The organism is Shewanella sp. VK101 (assembly GCF_056497865.1).
Window position 1 is genome coordinate 872,466 of sequence record NZ_CM151402.1, and the last position, 18,731, is coordinate 891,196.

Sequence of the window (18,731 nt, forward strand, 5' to 3'; positions counted from 1 at the left end):
CCGGTTGGGGGCAGTTAAGGACTGCTCGAATTACCTGGAATATGTCTGACGCAAAAGACGCTTTATTATTTTTGTATACAATATTGGCGCTTGCGCGCGCCGATTATACAATCAAAATGTGATCTGTGACACCAATCTTGGCGGGAATGTGAAAATTGTTTAATTGGCTTTACGTAGCCCAGCTGTAAAGTCACATAAACAAAAGGCCAGTGGTTTTAAACACTGGCCTTTGAGAAGGGAAAAAATGCTATTACATCCAACGATCTTTCTTGCGTCGCTGTGGTCTTGGCATGTAAACCAGAATGACCCCGAGGATTAAACCCAGGGCGGCGATGAGTCCGCCTTCCTGCCACATACGGAAACGTTCATTGTCTTTCATCGACTTGAGCTTAGCTATGGCTTCGTCGCGTTCTGTGCTGGCTTCAGCCAGTTCCGCCTGGGCCTTGCTCAGCTGAGACTTGAGGCTGCCAAGCTCGCCCTTGAAGTCACCATTTTCGCTCTGAAGTCCTGTGAGCTGGCCTTTGGCTTCGGCCAACTGGCTTTCCAGTTCTGAGACGCGAAAACGCAGCGACTTGTCCTTGGAGATCATGCTGGTCAATACCCAGCCTTCACGATCCTTATGGTCGATAATCTTGGTGTAATCGCCTTGGCGCTCAGGCAACACGCTTATCTGCTGACCGGCTTCGACACTACCCAGGATCCGGTATTGAGTGCCGGGTCCACCATGAATATAGATGAAGACATCGTCCGAAATATAGCGCGTCTGGCCTTGGGCCAATAGGGTGGGAGACAGGAGCATCATCCCTATGAGAGTCAGGAGTCTTAACACTTAGTCATTCTCTGTCGCAAAATACTGCCCACATGCTAGGGATTTGAGGGCGCCAATGCAAGAGGGAAGTCATTCGACTTCCCTCTTATAATCATGATATTTACCGTGATTTCTACAGCTATTTCTGTTAGCCGAACACACCTTTAATGGTGAAGAAGAACAGAATAGACAAGCCGGCACCGGCTGGCAGGGTGACGACCCAAGAGACCACAATGTTGCGAACCACACCGATATTGATGGCGGCAATACCCCTGGCCATGCCCACACCCAGTACCGCACCCACCAGAGTTTGAGTGGTGGAGATAGGCAAACCTGTACCCGAGGCGATAACCACGGTTGACGCAGCAGCCAGCTCGGCGGCAAAGCCGCGACTTGGGGTCAGGTGAGTAATATTTTTGCCTATGGTGGTCATTACGCGCTTACCGAATATGGCCAGTCCCATAACGATACCGACGGCGCCTAGAGGCAGAATCCACCAAACCAAAGCTGACTTAGAGCCGATTTCTCCGCCACTGCTGACTACAGAGACTACCGCGGCCAATGGGCCGATGGCGTTGGCCACGTCATTGGAACCATGGGCAAAAGCCATACAACAGGCAGTCACTACCATCAGGATAGCGAAGACTCTTTCCACGTTACCAAATTGAGTTTGGCGGTCATTTTTGCTGCTCATTTTCAGGCGGCTGATGGCAATTTTACCTGCGATACCCACCAGAATGGCAATCGCCAGTGCCAGCAGATAGGCTTCGACAGTGCTGAACTTGAGACCAACGTGTTTCAATCCTTTGGTGATGGTGACCAAAGACATTACAAAGCCGGCAAAGGCCATGTAGAAAGGCACATAACGTTTGGCGTTACCCAGAGGATCTTCGGTGTTGAAAATCAGTTTTTGTACGCTCTGGAAAATCATAAAGGCGATAAAGCCGGAAATCGCAGGGGTGATGACCCAAGAGCCAACGATACCAACGACTTTGCCCCAGGCAACGGCTTCAGTGCCCACGCCCACGGCGGCAAAACCTATGATGGCACCCACGATAGAGTGAGTGGTGGAAACCGGCCAGCCCAGAGCTGATGCGGCGACCAGCCAAATGCCTGCGGCCAGTAGCGAAGCTATCATGCCGTAGACCAGGAGTTCCGGCACTTCGGTAAAGTAGCTGGAATCTATGATCCCATTGCGAATGGTGCTGGTGACTTCGCCACCGGCTAGATAGGCCCCGGCGAATTCAAAGATCATTGCGATAATGATCGCTTGCTTAATGGTAATTGCGTTTGAACCAACAGACGTACCCATTGCATTCGCCACGTCGTTGGCTCCAATGCCCCAGGCCATAAGAAACCCGAAAACAGCCGCGATACCTATGAGCCAGGGGCCATAGGTGACTAATACATCAACCATGTTGTTACCTTGATAACCTTTTGTTTGTTAGACGCGAGCCAGCATCAGCTCAAGGCGGGAACCGACACGTTCGGCAAGATCTGCCAGGTCACCAACCCACTCAATTATCTTATAGAGAAACATGACATCGATAGGATTCAGTTCAGCTTCCATAGCGAACAGCTGTCGACGCACCTGAATTTGCAGATCATCAGTGTCTTCTTCGATGGCATCGAGTTCACTGATCATTTTGGCTACCAAATCCACTTCACGGCCACGGAAGCCTGCTTCCAGCAGATCATCGAGCTCGTTGATCGCTTCTTTGGCCAGGGCGACTGCATCCAGGCAGCGCTGCAAATAAGCGATGAAAGGGGTTTGGATGGTTTGAGGGACAAGCAGTTGGCGGCCGATGATTCGACCTGAAATATCTTTGGCTTTATTGGCGATTTTGTCCTGTTGAGTCAGGAGCTCCAGCAAGTCAGTCCTTTCTACTGGCATAAACAAACCACCTGGCAGTGTCAGGCGGATTTCGCGTTTCAGTGAGTCAGCTTCTTTTTCCTCTTGGCTGATCTTCTTGCGAATAGTGACCGCATTGTCCCAATCTTCAGCTATGGTTGCTTCGAAGAAGGGCACAAGTAACGAAGCGCAATCGTATACTTTGTCTATATGCTCTTGCAGAGGTTTTATCGGCGATTTTGCAAACACGCCTAAAATAGAGTTTACTGGCATAGCCGTTTACCTATTTAGGTTATTCCACTATTGGAAAAGCGGGCGAATGTTAACCCAAGCGTCCGCTTATTGAAACTGTGTTTTTACAGAAAACACGTCAGTTCTTATTCTATCGGGTTATATATCACCCGACAGGATAATCCTAGGTCATTTTTGTGACAACAATATGACATTGTGACCTCGAAATGACGAGATGATGAATTTTTGATGACAAAATGAGCAGTAGTGCACCATGGATGCCGACAATCAACAAAATGAGATAGAACTTAAGCTCTTTTTCCCCGCCACGGAAGTCAGTCGCCTGACCACATTTCTGAACTCCTTACCCGCTGCCACATCCCAAGGGTGCCAGCAGCTAAGTAATGGCTATTATGATACGCCCGAGCTGGCACTGCGTCAGCTGGATATGGGCCTTAGAGTCCGCGGATGTGATGGCAAGCGGGAGCAAACCATAAAAACGGCCGGTCGTGTCAGCGGTGGGATCCACAGTCGGCCGGAATACAATGTCGATATAGACGCCAATAGCCCGGTTTTGTCGCTATTTCCCGCCGAAATTTGGCCTGAGAATTCCGACATCGATGCGTTGCAGGCCCGGCTTACCTGCCTGTTTCATACCGATTTTCAGCGTTGCCGCTGGTTGGTGGTTCAGGGGGAGAGCCTGATAGAACTGGCTCTGGATACCGGCACTATCGCCGCCGGGGGCCAGAGCGAATCGCTTTGTGAGTTGGAGTTTGAACTCAAGCGTGGCCGGGCGGCCGATCTCTTGCCGTTGGCACAGCAGGTTGCTGCCAATCTGCCCATGCGTCTTGGGAAGGCCAGCAAGGCGCAGCGAGGTTATCGTCTGGCGCAGCAGGCCAGTCCGCTGGCGTTGGAGGCGCTGCAATATATCAGCCTGCCCTGCGACAGTGATATCAAAGCTACCCTCCTGGTGGTGCTGGAAACGGCGCTGGAGCGTTGGCAGCTGTTGGAGGGCATGATTGCCGAGAGTTTGGATGACCCGGCAGGGCAAGCGTTATTGTGGCAGCGTCTGCGCTCCTGTGTGCGCCTGCTGCGCTTGACCCTGGGCCAGTTTACTCTGGGCAACAGCCAGACAGATGCGGGATTTTCCTGGCTGGAGCAGCAACTCGCCTTTGTAACAGAAGCCAACTCTCTCACGCGTCTGGCCCAGGATAAATTGTTGCTTGGTAAGTTGGCCAATGCCGAGAGCGTGCGCGAGCGAGCCGTGCAACAGTTGCAAAAGATGGATTTCCGCAGCCGCTTGCAAGCGCTATGGCAGGATTGCCGTTATGGTCAGCTGCAGTTGCAACTGGTGAATATGTTGCTTGAGCTGGCCAGTGGCGAGATGCAGATAGCCGTGGCAGGGGGCTTGAAGGGAACCTGTGACGGTCTGCAGGAGGCTTCCTGGCAAAAACTGCTGGCGGCCATGCCGGGAGACGAACTCAGCCGTGATGATTATCTCAAGCTGGCAGCTCCCTTGGATGAAGGCATTCTGGTGGGGCTGGCCTATGGCAGTCTCTACTCATCCAAGGCTCGCGATAGTTTCCGCGCGCCCTGGCAGGACTTGAGTCAGGGGATCATCAGTCTTGGCGCTTATGCTATGGCCGAGCAGTTGGCGCCAGAGCTTGCCGAGGCTTTGGCAGACAAACAGCAGAGTCTGATTTTTGCCATGGAACAATCCCGCAAGATGGCACTGCAGCAGCAACCCTACTGGCGCTGATGCCTGGTAAGAGTTCCGGACGAATAGCCCGGAAGTAAGCACAAAGAAGGACGCCTCGGCGTCCTTTTTAGTCGATTGATTAGTCCCGTTGCTGCTGCGCCAGCTTCTGTTTCAAGTCGGCGATTTCCGTCAGCATCTGTTGTTGGTTGGCTTCCATGCGTTCGAGTACCAGATCCAACTCGCTCTTGATGACCTTGCTTTGGTTTTCCAGGCTCTCCTGCTCATCGGGAGCGACAAACAGTGATGCCATATAACCGGAAATAACCCCGAAGAAACTGACCCCGCAGACGATGACCACGCCACCTATTACATGGCCTACTGTAGTCACAGGGTAAAAGTCACCGTAACCTACGGTGGAAATGGTCACTATTGCCCACCAGATGGCGTTTTCGGCGGTTTGAATATTGGCACCTTCGACGCCGCTTTCCACCAGCAACATCAATACCGAGGCTATGGTGATGATGGTGACCATGGATACCAGCAAGCTGGCGATGGTGGCCTGACGCCTTTGCTTCAGCAGTGGCCCTATCAGGGAACGACTCATGCGAATGAGCCTCAATACCCTGAGGATCTGAAATAAACGGGCAAAGCGCAGTGCTTCAATCGCCGGAATACTGGCGACAAAGTCGACCCAGTGAGACTTGATATAGGTGAGTTTATTCTCTGCCCGGAACAGACCCACCAGGAAATAACTCATAAAGATAAAGCAGATACCCGTATCGATATAAAACAACAACTTGTGGGTTTCAGGATCGACAGGGACAAAGGTCATGATAAGGATCACAACCACAGAGATCAGCGACAACATCATCATCGCCAATTCGAAAGGGGAGACCTGAACAGGCGGTTTCAGGAACCAGCGAGATTTATCCGGCATTGGTTCTTCCATTGAGAAACTTTGTATCCTTTCAGGGTAAAAGACTTGCCGTTAGCTGTAAACGCGCTTGTTTATTGCTCGTCTACGAATTGTACCAGGTCTTCCAATACCCGTTTTTTGATTTCCAATTGCGCATCCGGAGCAAGGCCGTATTTTTCGGCGAGCTGGACATAATCGGTGGGGCTGAGCGAAACGGTTAACCGTGGCCGCTTGGGACGCTTGGCCACGGATAAACCCAATATCATGCGTATCTGATCTGAAGGGCTGACACCTGTATCCAGGGCCGCCTTGCGGATGGAGTATTGAAACCTTTCATCCAGATCAAAAGCTACCTGAGTCGCCTTGGCAGCCTTTTGGTTTTGTAACCATTTTTCCGGATAAGGGTGGTTCTTGCTCATGCCGCATTATTCTCCTGGCCAGTAGTCACGAATATCGCTGAGGGGGCGGTAAAGGGTCAGCGCAACGTCGGTTTCGCCGCCTTCATAGACTTCGATATCCAGAGCGCGAGACTCATCGTCATCCAGCAACTGATAGCTTTCGAAGGCATCACCTGTTGCACCGTCAGCATCCTGAGGCGGCCTGAGTCCACGGTAATCTTCCCGGTGGAAATAGCCAAACTCAGCAAAACTGACCTGATGGTAGTGTTTCCCGAGCCATTGCTCAAGCATCTCAGTCTCGGCAGTGAGTGCCTTGGTACTCAGCTCTGCTTTCCCCGGCTCATCGAAGATCGCGGAGAAATCATCCAGATCGAATAAGGCATCGACCTGAGCGCGGCTTATCTTCAGCGAGAAAGCCAGCCAGGTTTCGTCGTCTTCATCCAGCCCCAGATAGATGGCTTCGCCGCTGTGCCCCTTGAGTACCCACTCAGTCGACTGACTGCGCTGATACTCATAGGTATTGACGGCTTCGACCCTAAGCTGCTGCCCGCGCAGATGCGCGGGCAGGGCAAAGCTGTCATCAAGGGAGATCATATCGCCCTTTTGCAGCTCTGATGGGTGCTTAAGCTGACGCACTGGAGTTTCTTTTTTGCCAAACAGGCTGCCAAAGAATCCCATAGGTTATCAGCCTTTCTTGGCTTTCAAACGCTCGAGCACATCGCTGGCGTTGCTCTTTTGCTCGCCGATACCGGCTTCAGCCAGCTTGGCTTTCAGCGATTGGTCGCTGTTCTCGGCTTCCAGGTTTTCGGCAGCCTTCAAGCGGTCGTCAAACTGTTGCTGACGTGCCTTGATACGCTCCAGTGAGTCTTTGGCGTTGAGCAGCTTGGAGTTGCTTGACGCGAAAGAGTCGGTAATAGAAGCCGTGGCCTTTTGCACGCTTTCAGTGGTCTTGACCATGCTCAACTGACGCTGATAGTCGGCCAGCTGACGTTCGGTCTTCTTCACCAGATCTTTCAGGCGGGCAGCATGGGCGCTGAAGCTGTCATTGGCAGTTTGTTGCTCGGCCAGTTCCATTTCCAGCTGGGCAATTTTCTCGGCCACTTCCAGTGCCAGAGTTTCATTGCCTTTTTCCAGTGCCTGAGTGGCATAGCCTTCATGCTCGGCGACAGCACGCTTAATGCGATCGATTTCACGGCTGGCTTGCATCTCTTTGGCCATCACATCTGTCAGTTCACGCTTGGCCTTGGTGAGGTGTTTCTCGGCGTCACGGATCTCCTGTTCGAAGATGCGGGTTGAATTGGCATCCACTATGCTTTGGCCGACTTCGTTGGCCCCACCGCGGAATGCTGTAAGAATTTTGTTCAGTATGCCCATGATTTGGCTCCTTATTTCAAAAAGTCGACCAGTTCGTCAATGACTTCGAGACAGTTGTCAGACAGGACAGAGAGTTCCTGCTCTATTTCCAGCATGCTCGATTGCAGGGAGAGTGCACCGTAAACCACATATTTATCGTCAATCTTGGCGAATGAAGACAGTGGCATAGGGATGTTGAGTTCCAACATGGTTTCAAACATCTCGGCACGGCGTTCCTGCTTGAGTTCATCCTCTCCCCAGAGATAACTGATGCAGAGGATTTGGTTTTCCGTTACCGAAACAAATACGGGGATCTCTTCACGGCCAACCACATTGACCTGCAACACTTCTACATCCCCTTCAATGGGGTAACAGTCAAACTGGAACCCAGTAGAGCTGTTGTCGCCAAGTCCATTTAAATGATTGGCAATAGTGTGAATATTCATATTTGTCCTCTTTGACATATTATGTCTGCGTTTAAAGATAACACCGAGACATAATATGTCAAGCGTTATCTTTGCCTGTTTAAAAGGTTGCTACACCTTGTTCATCTGTCCATGCCTGCAGGTGGTAGTAATACAGCTGCAGTGAGCCTATGGTGTTGGGCTGAACCTGGTCCATCTTAGTGTAAAACTGTTTCGGAAACTCGAAGGCTCCGCGGATAAGCCCAGGCGTCAACCAGTCATCCTCCACCGGCAGTTGCTGCATCTGCTGCAGCCGACTCTTGGCATCCTGGCCATTGAGTGTCCCTATGGTCCAGCCCCATTCGCCAAAGCTGGGCACATTGTGGTGATACTGATTCACCTTGAATCCCGCCAGCGCCAGGGTCTTGCCTACAGAGATAAAGGCCTTGGTCGCATGGTAAGGCGAGGTGGACTGTATACTGATGGCTCCATCTGCGCTCAGAAGTTCCCTGAGTTTTTTATAAAACAGGTCTGAATAGAGCTTATTGAGATCCGGATGTGAGGGATCAGGCAGATCCACTATGATGGCATCGTATTTATCGCCGCGGGCCAGCAAGCGGTCGACACCGTTAAAGGCATCGTCGAAAACCGTTTCCACCCTGGGATCGGCAAAGGCGTTGCCGTTGAGGCCGAGCAATGCTGTCCTGAGATCTTCCGGTACGTCAGCCCCGGGTTCTTTGAATAGCTTGACCATCTCGGCATCGAGATCCACCAGAGTGACCTGCTTGGGTTGCCATTTCAGTACCTGTTTCAAGCCCAATCCATCACCGCCGCCTATGATCAACACCTTATCGTGACGGGCACTCGCAGCCAGAGTCGGATGTACCAGAAAGGCGTGATAGATATGTTCATCACTGGAGGAGAACTGCAGCCTGCCATTGATATAGAGGGAGTAAACCGGTGGCAGATGGTTACCCATCAGGCGCTTGGTCAGTGTCAGTTGCTGAAACCGGGTAGCCTTGGCATAGACCACCTTGTCTTGATACAGGAGGTTGTTGAATCCTTGCTCCCAGGTCGGCCCCTTGATGGCTAGCATCAGCAGCACTCCTGTGGCCAGTACGTGTGCCGCCAGTAACCAGTTGGCGGCGCGGATCCTGTCCCTGAAGCGAATGATAAAGATAAACCCGGCCAAGAGGTTAAAGGCGGCGGTCATGGCTGCAGCCAGCTGGATATCCAGCGCCAGCATAAAGCCGACCCAGAGCGCCGCACCCACACCGGCACCTATATAGTCGGCGCCATAAATGGTGCCGGCATTGTGCAGCAGGTGTTCATCGGACAGTGCCTGACGCACCCTGGCAATGAGCGGGATCTCCATGCCTATCATCAAACCGAGCAACACACCCCAGAAATAGGGCAGGTAGCGGGACAACTCCTGAAAACGGCCGATAAAGCCACCCTGAGGCAGATGATCCGGCGGTAGCCCCAGAGTTCGTCCTATCAGTTCCGGCAGCTCGTGGCCAAAGCCGATGACGGCCGCGGTGATCAGAATCGCCAGTGAGCCCAGCAAGGCGACAGTCAATTCCAATACTGCAAAGCCACTGAAGGCGCACTTTATCTTGCGGGCGGCAAAGGCCCCCAAGCCCATGGAGACTATCATCAAGCCTATCATGGTGTAGATGGCCGCCTCGAGGGCGCCCAAAATGCGCCCGGCATAATGGGAAAACAGGTATTCGTATATCAGACCACAGGCCGCCAGTACCCCCATGATCCCCAGAAGCAAGGCATCATCGAGGGCACCTAAGTGACGTCTGTTGGGCTCTTGGGTGTTGGTGTGACTACTTAATGCCACTGGATCAGGCCATCAAAGCGGTGAGGATCAGCGCAACCGCTATGCTGATCGCCATTTCAACTGCGGCCAAGCCTATGTTGTGCTGCTTCTCCACCTCATCGGCGAGGTCAATTTTTGCCAGCACCAGGAGTTTGACCAAGGGTAGCAACAGGCTCAGTACCACCAACATAATGAAGGAGAACACCAGCCAGCCAAGGGCGTTGGTGACATAGGCTTCAGGGCTGAAGACGATAAAGTGACTGGCGGCATTGAAGCTCAGCGCCATGGCGATCATCGCCCCGGCATGGCGTATCGCCAGGGCGGTATTTCCCTGCGCCAGCGCTTGCTGCATTGAGCTGTCTTGGTTGCGGGCGGCGTAGCGATTCTCTCTGAGGCGGGTCAGTAACACCAGCATCAATTGAGAAATAGCAAAGGCGCTGAGGATGGCAATAAAGGTATCCAGGGTCAGATCTTCGGCCCATAGCAGCACGGCGCGGATAATAATCGCAGTGGCGATAGCGGCCGAGGCATCGACTATGGCAACCGACACATTGCCTTTAAGTACCAGGGCATTCTTGTCGATATTATTCAAGGCGATTTTATCGTGCAAAAAGCGCCCCAGTTTGATTAGCACTAGACCAAACAGGCCGTAGGCGCTCATGCCGATGGCTTCCTGCAGATAACTGTGAGCGGCGGCGCCGGTAATGGCGCCGGTCAGTACTATACCCAGTGCCGCCACAGCGCCGGCGGTGCTGATGCCGAAGGCGAAGTTGTCTCTGACTGCCAGCTCTTCACTGCTGTTTACCCGAACACTCCAGCCCTGCAGGTAGCGGGTCAGAGTGAGCAGTACCACGGCGATAGAAAGGTCGATGGCGAGTATGACGGCCAGTTCCTGAGTGATGCCGAATTCCTGAAATAGAGTCATGTTCATTCCTTAAGTTGTGATCCTGGCTGAGTTATTTGCCCCGGCTGACACCACGGCTGGTGCGACTGCCAGAATTACGGAAACTGCTGTCTTTAGAGTAATTAGAGCGAAACTTACTGGCCGTTTGCCCACTGCTGGATGGCTTGGGTGCGGCGCTGCTCTGACGAGAGAGGGCGCTTGAGCCGGAGCGGGACTTGGCATAAGGGCTGTCAAAGCGTTTGCCTTGAGAGTCGAAACGTTTTTTGGTGCGCTCATAGACCTGGGTTTGGGCCTTAGCCTGCTTGGGGGAGGTATAGCGATAGCGCCCCACATCATTGTAGTAACTGTAATCCCTGCCTCTGGACCAGTTGTCATAATAAACCGGCCTGTGGAACAGGTTGGAAAACATGGAGTACATGCCATACCAGGCCCAAAAGGACATGCCGTTGGAATCGGTTTGCCACTGGCCATAGGCGGGGTTACCTACTAACTGGCTGCCGGCACCAAAGTCTTCCGAGCCATTGGCCAGGGTTGAAGCCTCGCGGCTGATGGCGTTGACCCTGGCGAGTTTGCCCTCTGACATATCGGCAATCACATTGACGGGATCTGACAGCATGTCGTTGAACAGGCTAGAGTCCAGCGCTTGATAGAGGTTGTTTCCCTCTTCCAACTGTTGGTCAAGATTGACAAAGTTGCTCGCCACCTTGGCGTCTTTCACCCTGCTTTCCAGTGACTTGTACAGTGGTCCCTTACTGGTGGCATCCAGTGTTAGTTGCTCCACCAGCGGCTGTAGCTCCGGCCGCTGCTGCGCCAGAATTTGACCATACTGTTTGAGTAAGATGCCATTGCGCAGCTGGTCTTTGTCCAGCATCTGGCCGAGTTTTTCCAGACGTTGGTCATTCAGCTGTTGCAACTGGGCAATCTGCTCGGGTCTGTCGTCACCGCAGGCTGTCAGTGATAACAGCATCAGCAGACTGAGAATACGGATCAGCATTCCTGCCATGTTTTCTCCATTATGATAAGCACTTGAGCCAGGCAAACGGTGCTAAAACCTCTGGTCCCCGTAGGCCGTCAGTGCAAGTTGGTGTAATCTGTGCACAGAGTATCACCCACAAGAATTGGGGTGAAGTCAGAATCATCTGCATCGGCCGGTTAAAATCCATGTCGAGCGGACGTTTGTGCGGCAAAGATGACATAATATGTCTAAATGGTCTTGAATACAATCGAACAGGGATAACTATGGAATTGGGGTGTGACAGTCAAAAGCCGTTTTCCGAGTTGCTGTGCAAACAGGCCGGTAAGCATTGGCACCTGCTGGTGGAGCGCTGGCCTGAGGTGGTCACCGAGCTCAGCCTCATAGAGCAGCAGGAGCTGCAGCGGGTTATGGGCTTGAGTGATTATGTTGCCACTCAGCTGTGCCGCCACCCTGAATGGATTGCCCCCTTCTTTAGCGGCCAGCTCACTCGCCTGGATAGACAAGACTTTGCCGACGAAATCCAATCCCAGCTCGACCCTGTCACCCAGGAAGAAACCGCCAAGTCAGTGCTGCGAAACTATCGCAACCGGCAAATGGTGCGCCTCGCCTGGCGCGACTTCATGGGTTATAGCCCGCTGCAGGAGTCACTGCTCGATCTCTCTGTATTGGCAGAGGCACTGATAATTGGCGCCAGAGACTGGCTCTATCGCGAAATGTGCCAGAGTCTGGGAACCCCCTGTGACTGCGACGGCAAGCCACAACCTTTGATGATCCTGGGGATGGGTAAGCTGGGCGGCCGTGAGCTGAACTTCTCATCTGATATCGACTTGATCTTTACCTTTCCGGAACACGGTGAGACCCAGGGCGGTCGGCGCAGCCTGGATAACCAGCAGTTCTTTATCCGCATGGGGCAACGCCTGGTCAATCTGCTGGGGCAGGTCACAGTCGATGGCTTTGTGTTCCGGGTCGACATGCGTTTGCGCCCCTATGGAGAGAGTGGCCCGCTGGTGGTCAGCTACAGCGCCCTTGAGGATTATTATCAGGAGCAGGGGCGTGACTGGGAGCGTTACGCCATGGTCAAAGCCCGCGCGCTTGGTCCCTGGACTCAATACTCGGATGAGCTTCACGACCTGCTACGCCCCTTTGTTTACCGGCGTTATATCGACTTTTCCGCCATAGATTCCTTAAGGCGGATGAAGCGCCTGATTGCCCAGGAAGTGCGGCGGCGCCAGCTCAAGGACAACATCAAACTCGGTGCCGGCGGTATCCGCGAAGTGGAGTTCGTGGTGCAGAGTTTTCAGCTTATCCGCGGCGGCCGGGAGCCGGCGCTGCGCAGTCAAAGCTTGTTCGATGCCATAGATACCCTCTTTAGTTTGGGGCAACTTGAGTATCTGGCGGTAGATGAACTCAAGCAGAGTTATCTGCTGCTGCGCCGGGTAGAAAACCTGTTGCAGGCCATAGGGGATAAACAGACCCAGACCCTGCCGGATAACGGCCTGGATTGGCATCGTCTCTGCTACGCGTTGGAGATGGCCAATGAAGCAGAACTGCGCAGTGAGGTTGAGGCCGCTATGTTCAAGATTCATCGCCATTTTCGCGATACCGTCGGCGGTGATGAAGACAATGAGGAGCAAAGCGACAGCTGGGCCTGTCAGCTTTGGGTCTGTGACAGCGAGGGAGACATACAATCGCTGCTGGCCGAGCGAGGCATAGAAGACAATGAACTCTGGAGCAGTCTGGCTCATTGGCGCGAGACGGTATCACGTCGGGCCATAGGGCCAAGAGGGCGGGATACCCTGGATAAGCTGATGCCGAAAATGCTTGAGGAGCTGACGCTGCAGCCCAATCCCGGGAAGGCATTCAAGCCGGTAACCGGCGTACTGGAGCAGATCCTCACCCGTACCACTTATCTTGAACTTCTGTGTGAAAACCCTGGCGCCCGCCAACAATTGGTGAGCCTGTGTTGTGCCAGTCCCTGGATTGCCCAGCAGCTGGCGAAATTCCCCATGTTGCTGGATGAACTGATCGATCCGGCGCAGCTTTATGACACCACCTCTCTGGATGACTACGGCAGTGAACTGCGCCAATACCTGCTGCGGGTTCCGGAAGAGGATATGGAGCAGCAGATGGAGGCGCTCAGGCAGTTTAAACTGTCGCAACAGTTGAAAATTGCCGCCGCGGATGTCACCGGGGTCTTACCTATCATGCAGGTCAGCGATCACCTGACTTTTCTTGCCGAAGCCATCATAGAGCAAGTAGTGCAACAGGCCTGGCAGCAAATGACAGAGCGCCACGGCGTGCCGCCTGGCCTGGCTGAAGGGGAGATAGGTTTTGCCGTCGTCGGCTATGGCAAGCTGGGTGGCATTGAGCTGGGCTACGGCTCGGATCTCGACCTGGTGTTTCTGCACAATGCCAAGGGCGGTTCGACTGACGGTGACAAGCCGTTGGATGTAGGGCACTTCTATCTCAAACTGGCGCAGCGGATATTACACCTGTTTTCCACCCGCACCATGTCGGGCGAGCTTTACGAGGTAGACATGCGCCTGCGACCATCGGGCGCCTCCGGGCTCTTGGTCAGTGAAATTGGGCATTTCGGCGAGTATCAGCAGCAGGAGGCCTGGACCTGGGAACATCAGGCTTTGGTTCGTGCTCGCTTTGTCTTCGGCGATAACGCCCTGGCGCAGGAATTTCAGGCGGTGCGTGACAGCGTGCTGCGCCAAGCAAGAGACAGGAAACAGCTAGCCAGCGAAGTGCGTGAGATGCGCCTTAAGATGCGCGACCATCTGCTCAAAGCGCCGCAGGGAATGTTCGATCTTAAACAAAGCGTTGGCGGTATCGCCGATATTGAGTTTATCGCTCAGTATTTGGTGCTGGCCCATGCCCATAAGCACCCCGAGCTGTGTATCTGGTCTGATAATGTGCGGATTTTTGAGGTGTTGGCCGAGCTTGAGCTGCTGCCCTTGATGTCGGCGCAGCATCTGACCCAGGCCTATTGCATGCTGAGGGATGAAAACCACAGGTTGACTCTGGCCGGTTTGCCTGGGCTGGTGGCACAGGAAAAAGTGGCGGAGCCGGCCGAACGGGTCAGTAACATCTATGAGCTTATCCTGGGGCAATAGTTTACCGGTGCGCTCAGGCTATCTATAGTTAACGGAGAAGTTTTGTCGATTGCTTTGCCTGAAGCCACTGTTGAGGAATGCCTATGCCAAGACCCCCAAAGCCCTTGGATGAGCCACTAAGGCTGGCTACCCTGCAAGGACTCGGGGTGTTGGATACCGAAGCAGAGGAGCGCTTTGATCGCATCAGCCGCATGGCGCAGCGACTGTTTGAAGTACCCATCTGTTTGGTTAGTTTGGTTGATGCCAAACGACAATGGTTCAAGTCCAGCTTAGGGAAGGTGCGAATAAGTCCTCGCGGCACTCTGGCTGACACAGCAATTGGCGTTCAAGGCATCTGACTGAAGGCATGCCGGGGCCTGTCGAAGTCGGATAACGCAGAGAGCCGGTTGCTGTGAAAGCCCCAAAGGGCGTGGCTTACAAGCCTGCCTGCTGTGTTGTGCTTCTTGCAAAGGACTAGGGCCATTTGCTGCGAACCACGCCTTGCATCCAGGCCTGTAAGCCGACGCAGAGCACGCATGGGACTTGTTCGCACCTTCCTTAGGTATCTCCCTCAGGGAGACACCCAGAGATCAGTCGTTTTGTGGTCATGCCATCCTGTCGCCTGAATCCATGCTGATCCCGGATACTCTCAAGGACCCTCGTTTTGCCGACAACCCTCTGGTTACCGGCGCTCCCCATATCCGCTTTTATGCCGGTTATCCTTTGACTATGCGCAATGGTTGTCGGGTTGGCACCTTCTGCATCATAGATGTACGCCCAAGAGAACTGTCCCAGGAAGATAAGCTGTGTCTGGAAGATCTCGGCCATATGGTGGAAAACGAACTGCAGCATATGGAAGAGGTCTGTCAGGATGAACTCACCGGCGTGGCCAACCGCCGGGGCTTTGAGTTACTGGGGGAGATGGCACTGTCTTCCTGTTGTCGTGAAAGTTTCTACGGTGCCTTGCTGTATCTGGATCTCAACGAATTCAAGCCCATTAATGATACCTATGGTCACAGTGAAGGTGATGCCGTGTTGCAGGCCTTTGCCGCCATGCTGGTGAGCTGTTTCCGCGAGTCGGATGTGGTAGCCAGGCTTGGAGGTGATGAGTTTGCCGTACTGCTGACCCATTTGCGACCATTGGATGTCAGGGCCATCAAGTTGAGGTTCCGTAAAGCCTTGGCCGAACTCAACTTCCGCTTGGCAAAACCCTATCAGATCCGTGCCAGCCTCGGAGAAGCCCTATACGATCCGGCCCAACCCAGGAGCTTGGCCGAGTTGATGGCTCAGGCCGACGGCTTGATGTACCGCAGAAAGCCGGGGCGCGATTAGCTGGGTTTGCGTTTTGTTTTCTTAAGTAACCATCAAGTCATTGCAACGGGCGACCAAGTCCTGAATTAACCGCTTGCCCATATGGTTCAGGCTGGGCGCAGCATGCAGTACCAGTTCCATCGGTAATGGCGGTGGCAGAGTCTCTTGCTGAATATGAGCGTCTGTGAGCAGGCGTTTGGGCAACAGGCTCACTCCTATGCCTGCGGCTACAGCGGCTTTCACCTGTGACAGTGAATTACTGACTTGCACCATTTGCCACTCTATCCCGGTTTCATCAAGCAGCTGGATCATCTCACTTCGATATAAACCACCATTGGGAAAGGCCACCAAAGGTAGCGGGCGCTTTTCTGCCAGCGAGTGGCTGCGACTGTCGAACCAGCAAACAGGTTCTGGCCAGCAGGCGACGCCGCGACTGGCGCCGAGGCGTTGTTTCACCAGCACTATATCCAGTTTGCCATCACGAAATGCTTCATAAAGGCCTTGGCTCAGCCCCGATGTCAGTTCCAGTTGTAATGTCGGCTCCTGGCGTTGCAGCTCGGCCAACACCAGGGTCAGTACCTCACCGGCAAAATCTTCCGGCACTCCCAATCGAAGTGGGGTAAACGCCTCTTGTGTTCGACCTCCGGCTTCCCGCATCAGCGCCAGTATCTGTCTGGCATAAGTAAGCAGTCGCTCACCTTCAGGTGTGGTTTGGGCATAACGGCCACTGCGATCCAGTAAAGGATAACCCAATTGTTGCTCCAGACGGCGAAGCTGCTGGCTAACTGTTGACTGGGTCAGGTGAGTGGCGGCCGCGGCGCGGGTGAAACTGCCACTGTCGGCGACGGCGACAAAGGCCCGCAGTAATACAGGATCGAGCAGTGCCAGGTTGGCGGGAGAATGAGGTGTTTTCATCAGTACCGGATTAGTGAGAATTCCACTGATGAATATTTCATTATTTAATTTCCAAATCAAATAGGCAGTTTTTAGACTGGATGGAAAATTTGCCTGGAAACCACAGAATGAAAGCAACACTCACAAGCATGCCGCTGACAGAAGCCGATCTAATAGAACACTTGGTGATCAAGGCCAAAGATAATCTGCTGTCCGGCGCCAGACCCTTTGCCGCCCTGTTGCTGAAAGACGGGGAGATTATTGCACAAGGTGTCAACCGAGTCGCAGCCGACTGCGACCCTTCGGCTCACGCCGAAATGCAGGCCATACGTGCGGCGGCCAAGTCATTAGAGACGACACAACTCGATGGTGCCGTGCTCTACGCCAGTGGTCACCCTTGCCCCATGTGTTTGGCTGCCGCCTTGATGGCAGGCATACGTGAGATACGCTATGTATTCGATAATCACGATGCCGAATTCTGGGGATTCTCCAGTGAAGCCAGCTATGGTTTGCTGGGTTTGGAGAGCCAAAAGCTTGCACAAAGCCCGGGGTTTACCATTCGTCGTTGTCAAAGCTCCTTTGAACCTGCCTGGCTCTATGGCGCTTTGGCACATGATGCTCAGGCAAATCCAACTGGGGATAGCGAAGAGCAATGACACTTCAACAGCCGTATTTGACCAGGCTGAAAGCAGTGGCTCTGCTGCTGTTATTGTTTGGTGGTGCACTGGCGTTGAGGCCTTTTCTGACATCGCCCGGGCCTTTGCTGGCACAGCTCAGTAGCGAGCTTGGTATTGAGGTGCAGGCTCTGGGATGGCTGACCTCAATGCCAATGTTGCTGATGGGGGTTGGAGCACTGACTGCCCCTTGGTTACCTAAAAGGCTCTCCAGCTTGCCCGGTGTGGCTCTTAGCCTCGGCTTGCTGACTTTGGCGCTAGTACTCAGAGCAAGAGTTACCATGCCACTGCTTTGGCTCTCCACCTTGCTGGCCGGGCTTGCCGTAGCTTGGATGCAACTGCTGTTACCAGGGCTTATCAAACAGCATTTCGCCGGACACTTGCCGGTATTAATGGGGGGATACTCGGCGCTGTTGATGGGCGGCGGCGCTCTGGGCGCTGGAGTCACTCCTTGGTTGATAACGCTGTTTTCAGAGGGGGCTTCGGTGTTGGCATTATGGGCGCTGCCTTGCATACCTGTGTTGTTACTCGCACTTTGGTTGGCCAGGCGTGACTCTCAACCGGCTGTTTCCAGAGTCGCACCTCTGACTGAAGGCTCTATTGTGAGTACATCAGAGGAGGATAATCCCGCGCCCGCTAAACCAAGCTTGCCATGGCGCCGGGCAAAGGCCTGGTATTTGTTGCTGAGTTTCGGGCTTATCAATGGAGGCTATGCCAGCCTGGTGGCTTGGTTACCGCTCAGCTATCAGAAACTGGGCATGTCTCAGCTTGCAAGTGGGCGGCTGGTGGCCCTGATGGCGCTGGCACAGATGTTTTCAGCCCTGACGTTGCCGCTGCTGGTAGGTCGTTTCGCCGGCAAGCAAGCAAAAGCCGACCGCCGTCCCTGGTTATGGTTGGCTCTTATCGCGCAATTAGTAGGCTTTATGGCCTTGGCTTTGTGGCCTCAGGGCGCCCCTGTGCTTTGGAGTCTTCTGCTTGGCGTGGGGCTTGGCGGCAGCTTTTCACTTACCTTGGTCCTGGTGCATGAAGAATACCGCGGCGCCGAGCAGACGGTCGGCCTCAGTGCCATGGTGCAGGGCGGCGGCTTCCTGCTGGCGGCGCTGCCTCCCTTGATCTTACCGCCCTTGTTGCTTGATGGCGCAGCGCCTGTGATGCAGAGCAGTACCGATTTTGCTCCACTGTGGTTGTTGCATTGGTTGTTTGTCTTGGTGGTGACCGTGCTTTGTTTTGGTTTTGGTCCATCAGGTTTGCCTGCGCACCGGGTGACAGATGAGCAGCAAGGAGTCTCCAAGGTTCATGCTCAATAAGGCCGAAATCATTCCTCGGCGGGAGAGGTTGGTATTGTGACTCTCCAGAGACCTGGAACTGTTGGTAACAATTTGTTT

At 53.7% G+C, this 18,731-nt stretch carries 18 protein-coding genes; 6 read left to right on the forward strand and 12 right to left on the reverse strand.

Annotated elements, in window-relative coordinates:
• Positions 1–250: 250 nt before the first annotated feature.
• The 3 genes from ACSHSR_RS03935 to ACSHSR_RS03945 form a co-directional block, all read right to left on the reverse strand.
• The gene (locus ACSHSR_RS03935; RefSeq protein WP_025010352.1) at positions 251–829 is read right to left on the reverse strand and encodes a TIGR04211 family SH3 domain-containing protein; all 579 of its coding nucleotides are present in this window, start codon (positions 827–829) and stop codon (positions 251–253) included.
• A 127-nt stretch (positions 830–956) separates the two neighbouring features.
• Positions 957–2,225 carry an inorganic phosphate transporter gene (locus tag ACSHSR_RS03940; protein ID WP_025010353.1) on the reverse strand — a complete coding sequence of 423 codons (1,269 nt, stop codon included), beginning with the start codon at positions 2,223–2,225 and terminating at the stop codon, positions 957–959.
• 27 nt (positions 2,226–2,252) lie between these two features.
• Positions 2,253–2,933, reverse strand: a complete 681-nt coding sequence (locus tag ACSHSR_RS03945) for a TIGR00153 family protein (protein ID WP_025010354.1) — start codon at positions 2,931–2,933, stop codon at positions 2,253–2,255.
• A 232-nt stretch (positions 2,934–3,165) separates the two neighbouring features.
• Here ACSHSR_RS03945 and ACSHSR_RS03950 point away from each other — a divergent pair, with 232 nt between their 5' ends.
• Entirely contained in the window at positions 3,166–4,650 is a 1,485-nt protein-coding gene (locus tag ACSHSR_RS03950; protein WP_037436941.1) for a CYTH domain-containing protein, read from the forward strand.
• Between the two features lie 79 nt (positions 4,651–4,729).
• Here the strand turns inward: ACSHSR_RS03950 and ACSHSR_RS03955 are convergent, their stop codons facing one another.
• The 8 genes from ACSHSR_RS03955 to ACSHSR_RS03990 form a co-directional block, all read right to left on the reverse strand.
• The gene (locus ACSHSR_RS03955; protein WP_144191759.1) at positions 4,730–5,527 is read right to left on the reverse strand and encodes an ion transporter; all 798 of its coding nucleotides are present in this window, start codon (positions 5,525–5,527) and stop codon (positions 4,730–4,732) included.
• Positions 5,528–5,598: 71 nt separating this feature from the next.
• Complete coding sequence (locus tag ACSHSR_RS03960; protein WP_025010356.1) at positions 5,599–5,925, reverse strand: hypothetical protein; 327 nt, start codon at positions 5,923–5,925, stop codon at positions 5,599–5,601.
• 6 nt (positions 5,926–5,931) lie between these two features.
• The gene (locus ACSHSR_RS03965; protein ID WP_025010357.1) at positions 5,932–6,582 is read right to left on the reverse strand and encodes a hypothetical protein; all 651 of its coding nucleotides are present in this window, start codon (positions 6,580–6,582) and stop codon (positions 5,932–5,934) included.
• Positions 6,583–6,588: 6 nt separating this feature from the next.
• The gene (locus ACSHSR_RS03970) at positions 6,589–7,278 is read right to left on the reverse strand and encodes a PspA/IM30 family protein (RefSeq protein WP_025010358.1); all 690 of its coding nucleotides are present in this window, start codon (positions 7,276–7,278) and stop codon (positions 6,589–6,591) included.
• 11 nt (positions 7,279–7,289) lie between these two features.
• Positions 7,290–7,703, reverse strand: a complete 414-nt coding sequence (locus ACSHSR_RS03975; protein WP_025010359.1) for a YjfI family protein — start codon at positions 7,701–7,703, stop codon at positions 7,290–7,292.
• A gap of 79 nt (positions 7,704–7,782) precedes the next feature.
• Positions 7,783–9,510 carry a polyamine aminopropyltransferase gene (locus tag ACSHSR_RS03980; RefSeq protein ID WP_479631277.1) on the reverse strand — a complete coding sequence of 576 codons (1,728 nt, stop codon included), beginning with the start codon at positions 9,508–9,510 and terminating at the stop codon, positions 7,783–7,785.
• A 4-nt stretch (positions 9,511–9,514) separates the two neighbouring features.
• Complete coding sequence (locus ACSHSR_RS03985; protein WP_025010360.1) at positions 9,515–10,414, reverse strand: DUF350 domain-containing protein; 900 nt, start codon at positions 10,412–10,414, stop codon at positions 9,515–9,517.
• Between the two features lie 31 nt (positions 10,415–10,445).
• Entirely contained in the window at positions 10,446–11,396 is a 951-nt protein-coding gene (locus tag ACSHSR_RS03990; RefSeq protein WP_044733743.1) for a hypothetical protein, read from the reverse strand.
• Positions 11,397–11,632: 236 nt separating this feature from the next.
• Between ACSHSR_RS03990 and glnE the strand changes: the two genes are divergently transcribed.
• From glnE to ACSHSR_RS04005, 3 genes are all read left to right on the forward strand, one after another.
• Positions 11,633–14,488: a bifunctional [glutamate--ammonia ligase]-adenylyl-L-tyrosine phosphorylase/[glutamate--ammonia-ligase] adenylyltransferase gene (gene glnE / locus ACSHSR_RS03995; protein ID WP_479631278.1), complete on the forward strand. Its 2,856-nt coding sequence runs from the start codon at positions 11,633–11,635 to the stop codon at positions 14,486–14,488.
• Between the two features lie 83 nt (positions 14,489–14,571).
• On the forward strand, positions 14,572–14,826 hold the full coding sequence (locus ACSHSR_RS04000; RefSeq protein WP_096142556.1) for a hypothetical protein: 255 nt from the start codon (positions 14,572–14,574) through the stop codon (positions 14,824–14,826).
• 184 nt (positions 14,827–15,010) lie between these two features.
• The gene (locus tag ACSHSR_RS04005) at positions 15,011–15,799 is read left to right on the forward strand and encodes a sensor domain-containing diguanylate cyclase (RefSeq protein WP_082052689.1); all 789 of its coding nucleotides are present in this window, start codon (positions 15,011–15,013) and stop codon (positions 15,797–15,799) included.
• Positions 15,800–15,820: 21 nt separating this feature from the next.
• On the opposite strand, the gene ACSHSR_RS04010 is transcribed toward ACSHSR_RS04005, so the two are convergent.
• On the reverse strand, positions 15,821–16,693 hold the full coding sequence (locus tag ACSHSR_RS04010) for a LysR family transcriptional regulator (protein ID WP_479631279.1): 873 nt from the start codon (positions 16,691–16,693) through the stop codon (positions 15,821–15,823).
• A gap of 107 nt (positions 16,694–16,800) precedes the next feature.
• Here ACSHSR_RS04010 and ACSHSR_RS04015 point away from each other — a divergent pair, with 107 nt between their 5' ends.
• Together ACSHSR_RS04015 and ACSHSR_RS04020 are read left to right on the forward strand one after the other, a co-directional pair.
• Positions 16,801–17,328, forward strand: a complete 528-nt coding sequence (locus tag ACSHSR_RS04015; RefSeq protein WP_051472794.1) for a nucleoside deaminase — start codon at positions 16,801–16,803, stop codon at positions 17,326–17,328.
• Entirely contained in the window at positions 17,325–18,653 is a 1,329-nt protein-coding gene (locus ACSHSR_RS04020) for an MFS transporter (RefSeq protein ID WP_208170590.1), read from the forward strand. Before ACSHSR_RS04015 ends, ACSHSR_RS04020 begins: the two co-directional genes overlap by 4 nt.
• Positions 18,654–18,731 lie beyond the last annotated feature (78 nt).

What these genes read in the sequence shown, in the direction of transcription:
- ACSHSR_RS03960 (WP_025010356.1), bottom strand. Translation starts at nt 5,925, where the DNA reads ATGAGCAAGAACCACCCTTATCCGGAAAAATGGTTACAAAACCAAAAG.
- ACSHSR_RS03985 (WP_025010360.1), bottom strand. Translation starts at nt 10,414, where the DNA reads ATGACTCTATTTCAGGAATTCGGCATCACTCAGGAACTGGCCGTCATA.
- ACSHSR_RS03950 (WP_037436941.1), top strand. Translation starts at nt 3,166, where the DNA reads ATGGATGCCGACAATCAACAAAATGAGATAGAACTTAAGCTCTTTTTC.
- ACSHSR_RS04010 (WP_479631279.1), bottom strand. Translation starts at nt 16,693, where the DNA reads ATGAAAACACCTCATTCTCCCGCCAACCTGGCACTGCTCGATCCTGTA.
- ACSHSR_RS03955 (WP_144191759.1), bottom strand. Translation starts at nt 5,527, where the DNA reads ATGCCGGATAAATCTCGCTGGTTCCTGAAACCGCCTGTTCAGGTCTCC.
- ACSHSR_RS03965 (WP_025010357.1), bottom strand. Translation starts at nt 6,582, where the DNA reads ATGGGATTCTTTGGCAGCCTGTTTGGCAAAAAAGAAACTCCAGTGCGT.
- ACSHSR_RS03990 (WP_044733743.1), bottom strand. Translation starts at nt 11,396, where the DNA reads ATGGCAGGAATGCTGATCCGTATTCTCAGTCTGCTGATGCTGTTATCA.
- glnE (WP_479631278.1), top strand. Translation starts at nt 11,633, where the DNA reads ATGGAATTGGGGTGTGACAGTCAAAAGCCGTTTTCCGAGTTGCTGTGC.
- ACSHSR_RS03945 (WP_025010354.1), bottom strand. Translation starts at nt 2,933, where the DNA reads ATGCCAGTAAACTCTATTTTAGGCGTGTTTGCAAAATCGCCGATAAAA.
- ACSHSR_RS03940 (WP_025010353.1), bottom strand. Translation starts at nt 2,225, where the DNA reads ATGGTTGATGTATTAGTCACCTATGGCCCCTGGCTCATAGGTATCGCG.
- ACSHSR_RS03975 (WP_025010359.1), bottom strand. Translation starts at nt 7,703, where the DNA reads ATGAATATTCACACTATTGCCAATCATTTAAATGGACTTGGCGACAAC.
- ACSHSR_RS04000 (WP_096142556.1), top strand. Translation starts at nt 14,572, where the DNA reads ATGCCAAGACCCCCAAAGCCCTTGGATGAGCCACTAAGGCTGGCTACC.
- ACSHSR_RS03970 (WP_025010358.1), bottom strand. Translation starts at nt 7,278, where the DNA reads ATGGGCATACTGAACAAAATTCTTACAGCATTCCGCGGTGGGGCCAAC.
- ACSHSR_RS04020 (WP_208170590.1), top strand. Translation starts at nt 17,325, where the DNA reads ATGACACTTCAACAGCCGTATTTGACCAGGCTGAAAGCAGTGGCTCTG.
- ACSHSR_RS04015 (WP_051472794.1), top strand. Translation starts at nt 16,801, where the DNA reads ATGAAAGCAACACTCACAAGCATGCCGCTGACAGAAGCCGATCTAATA.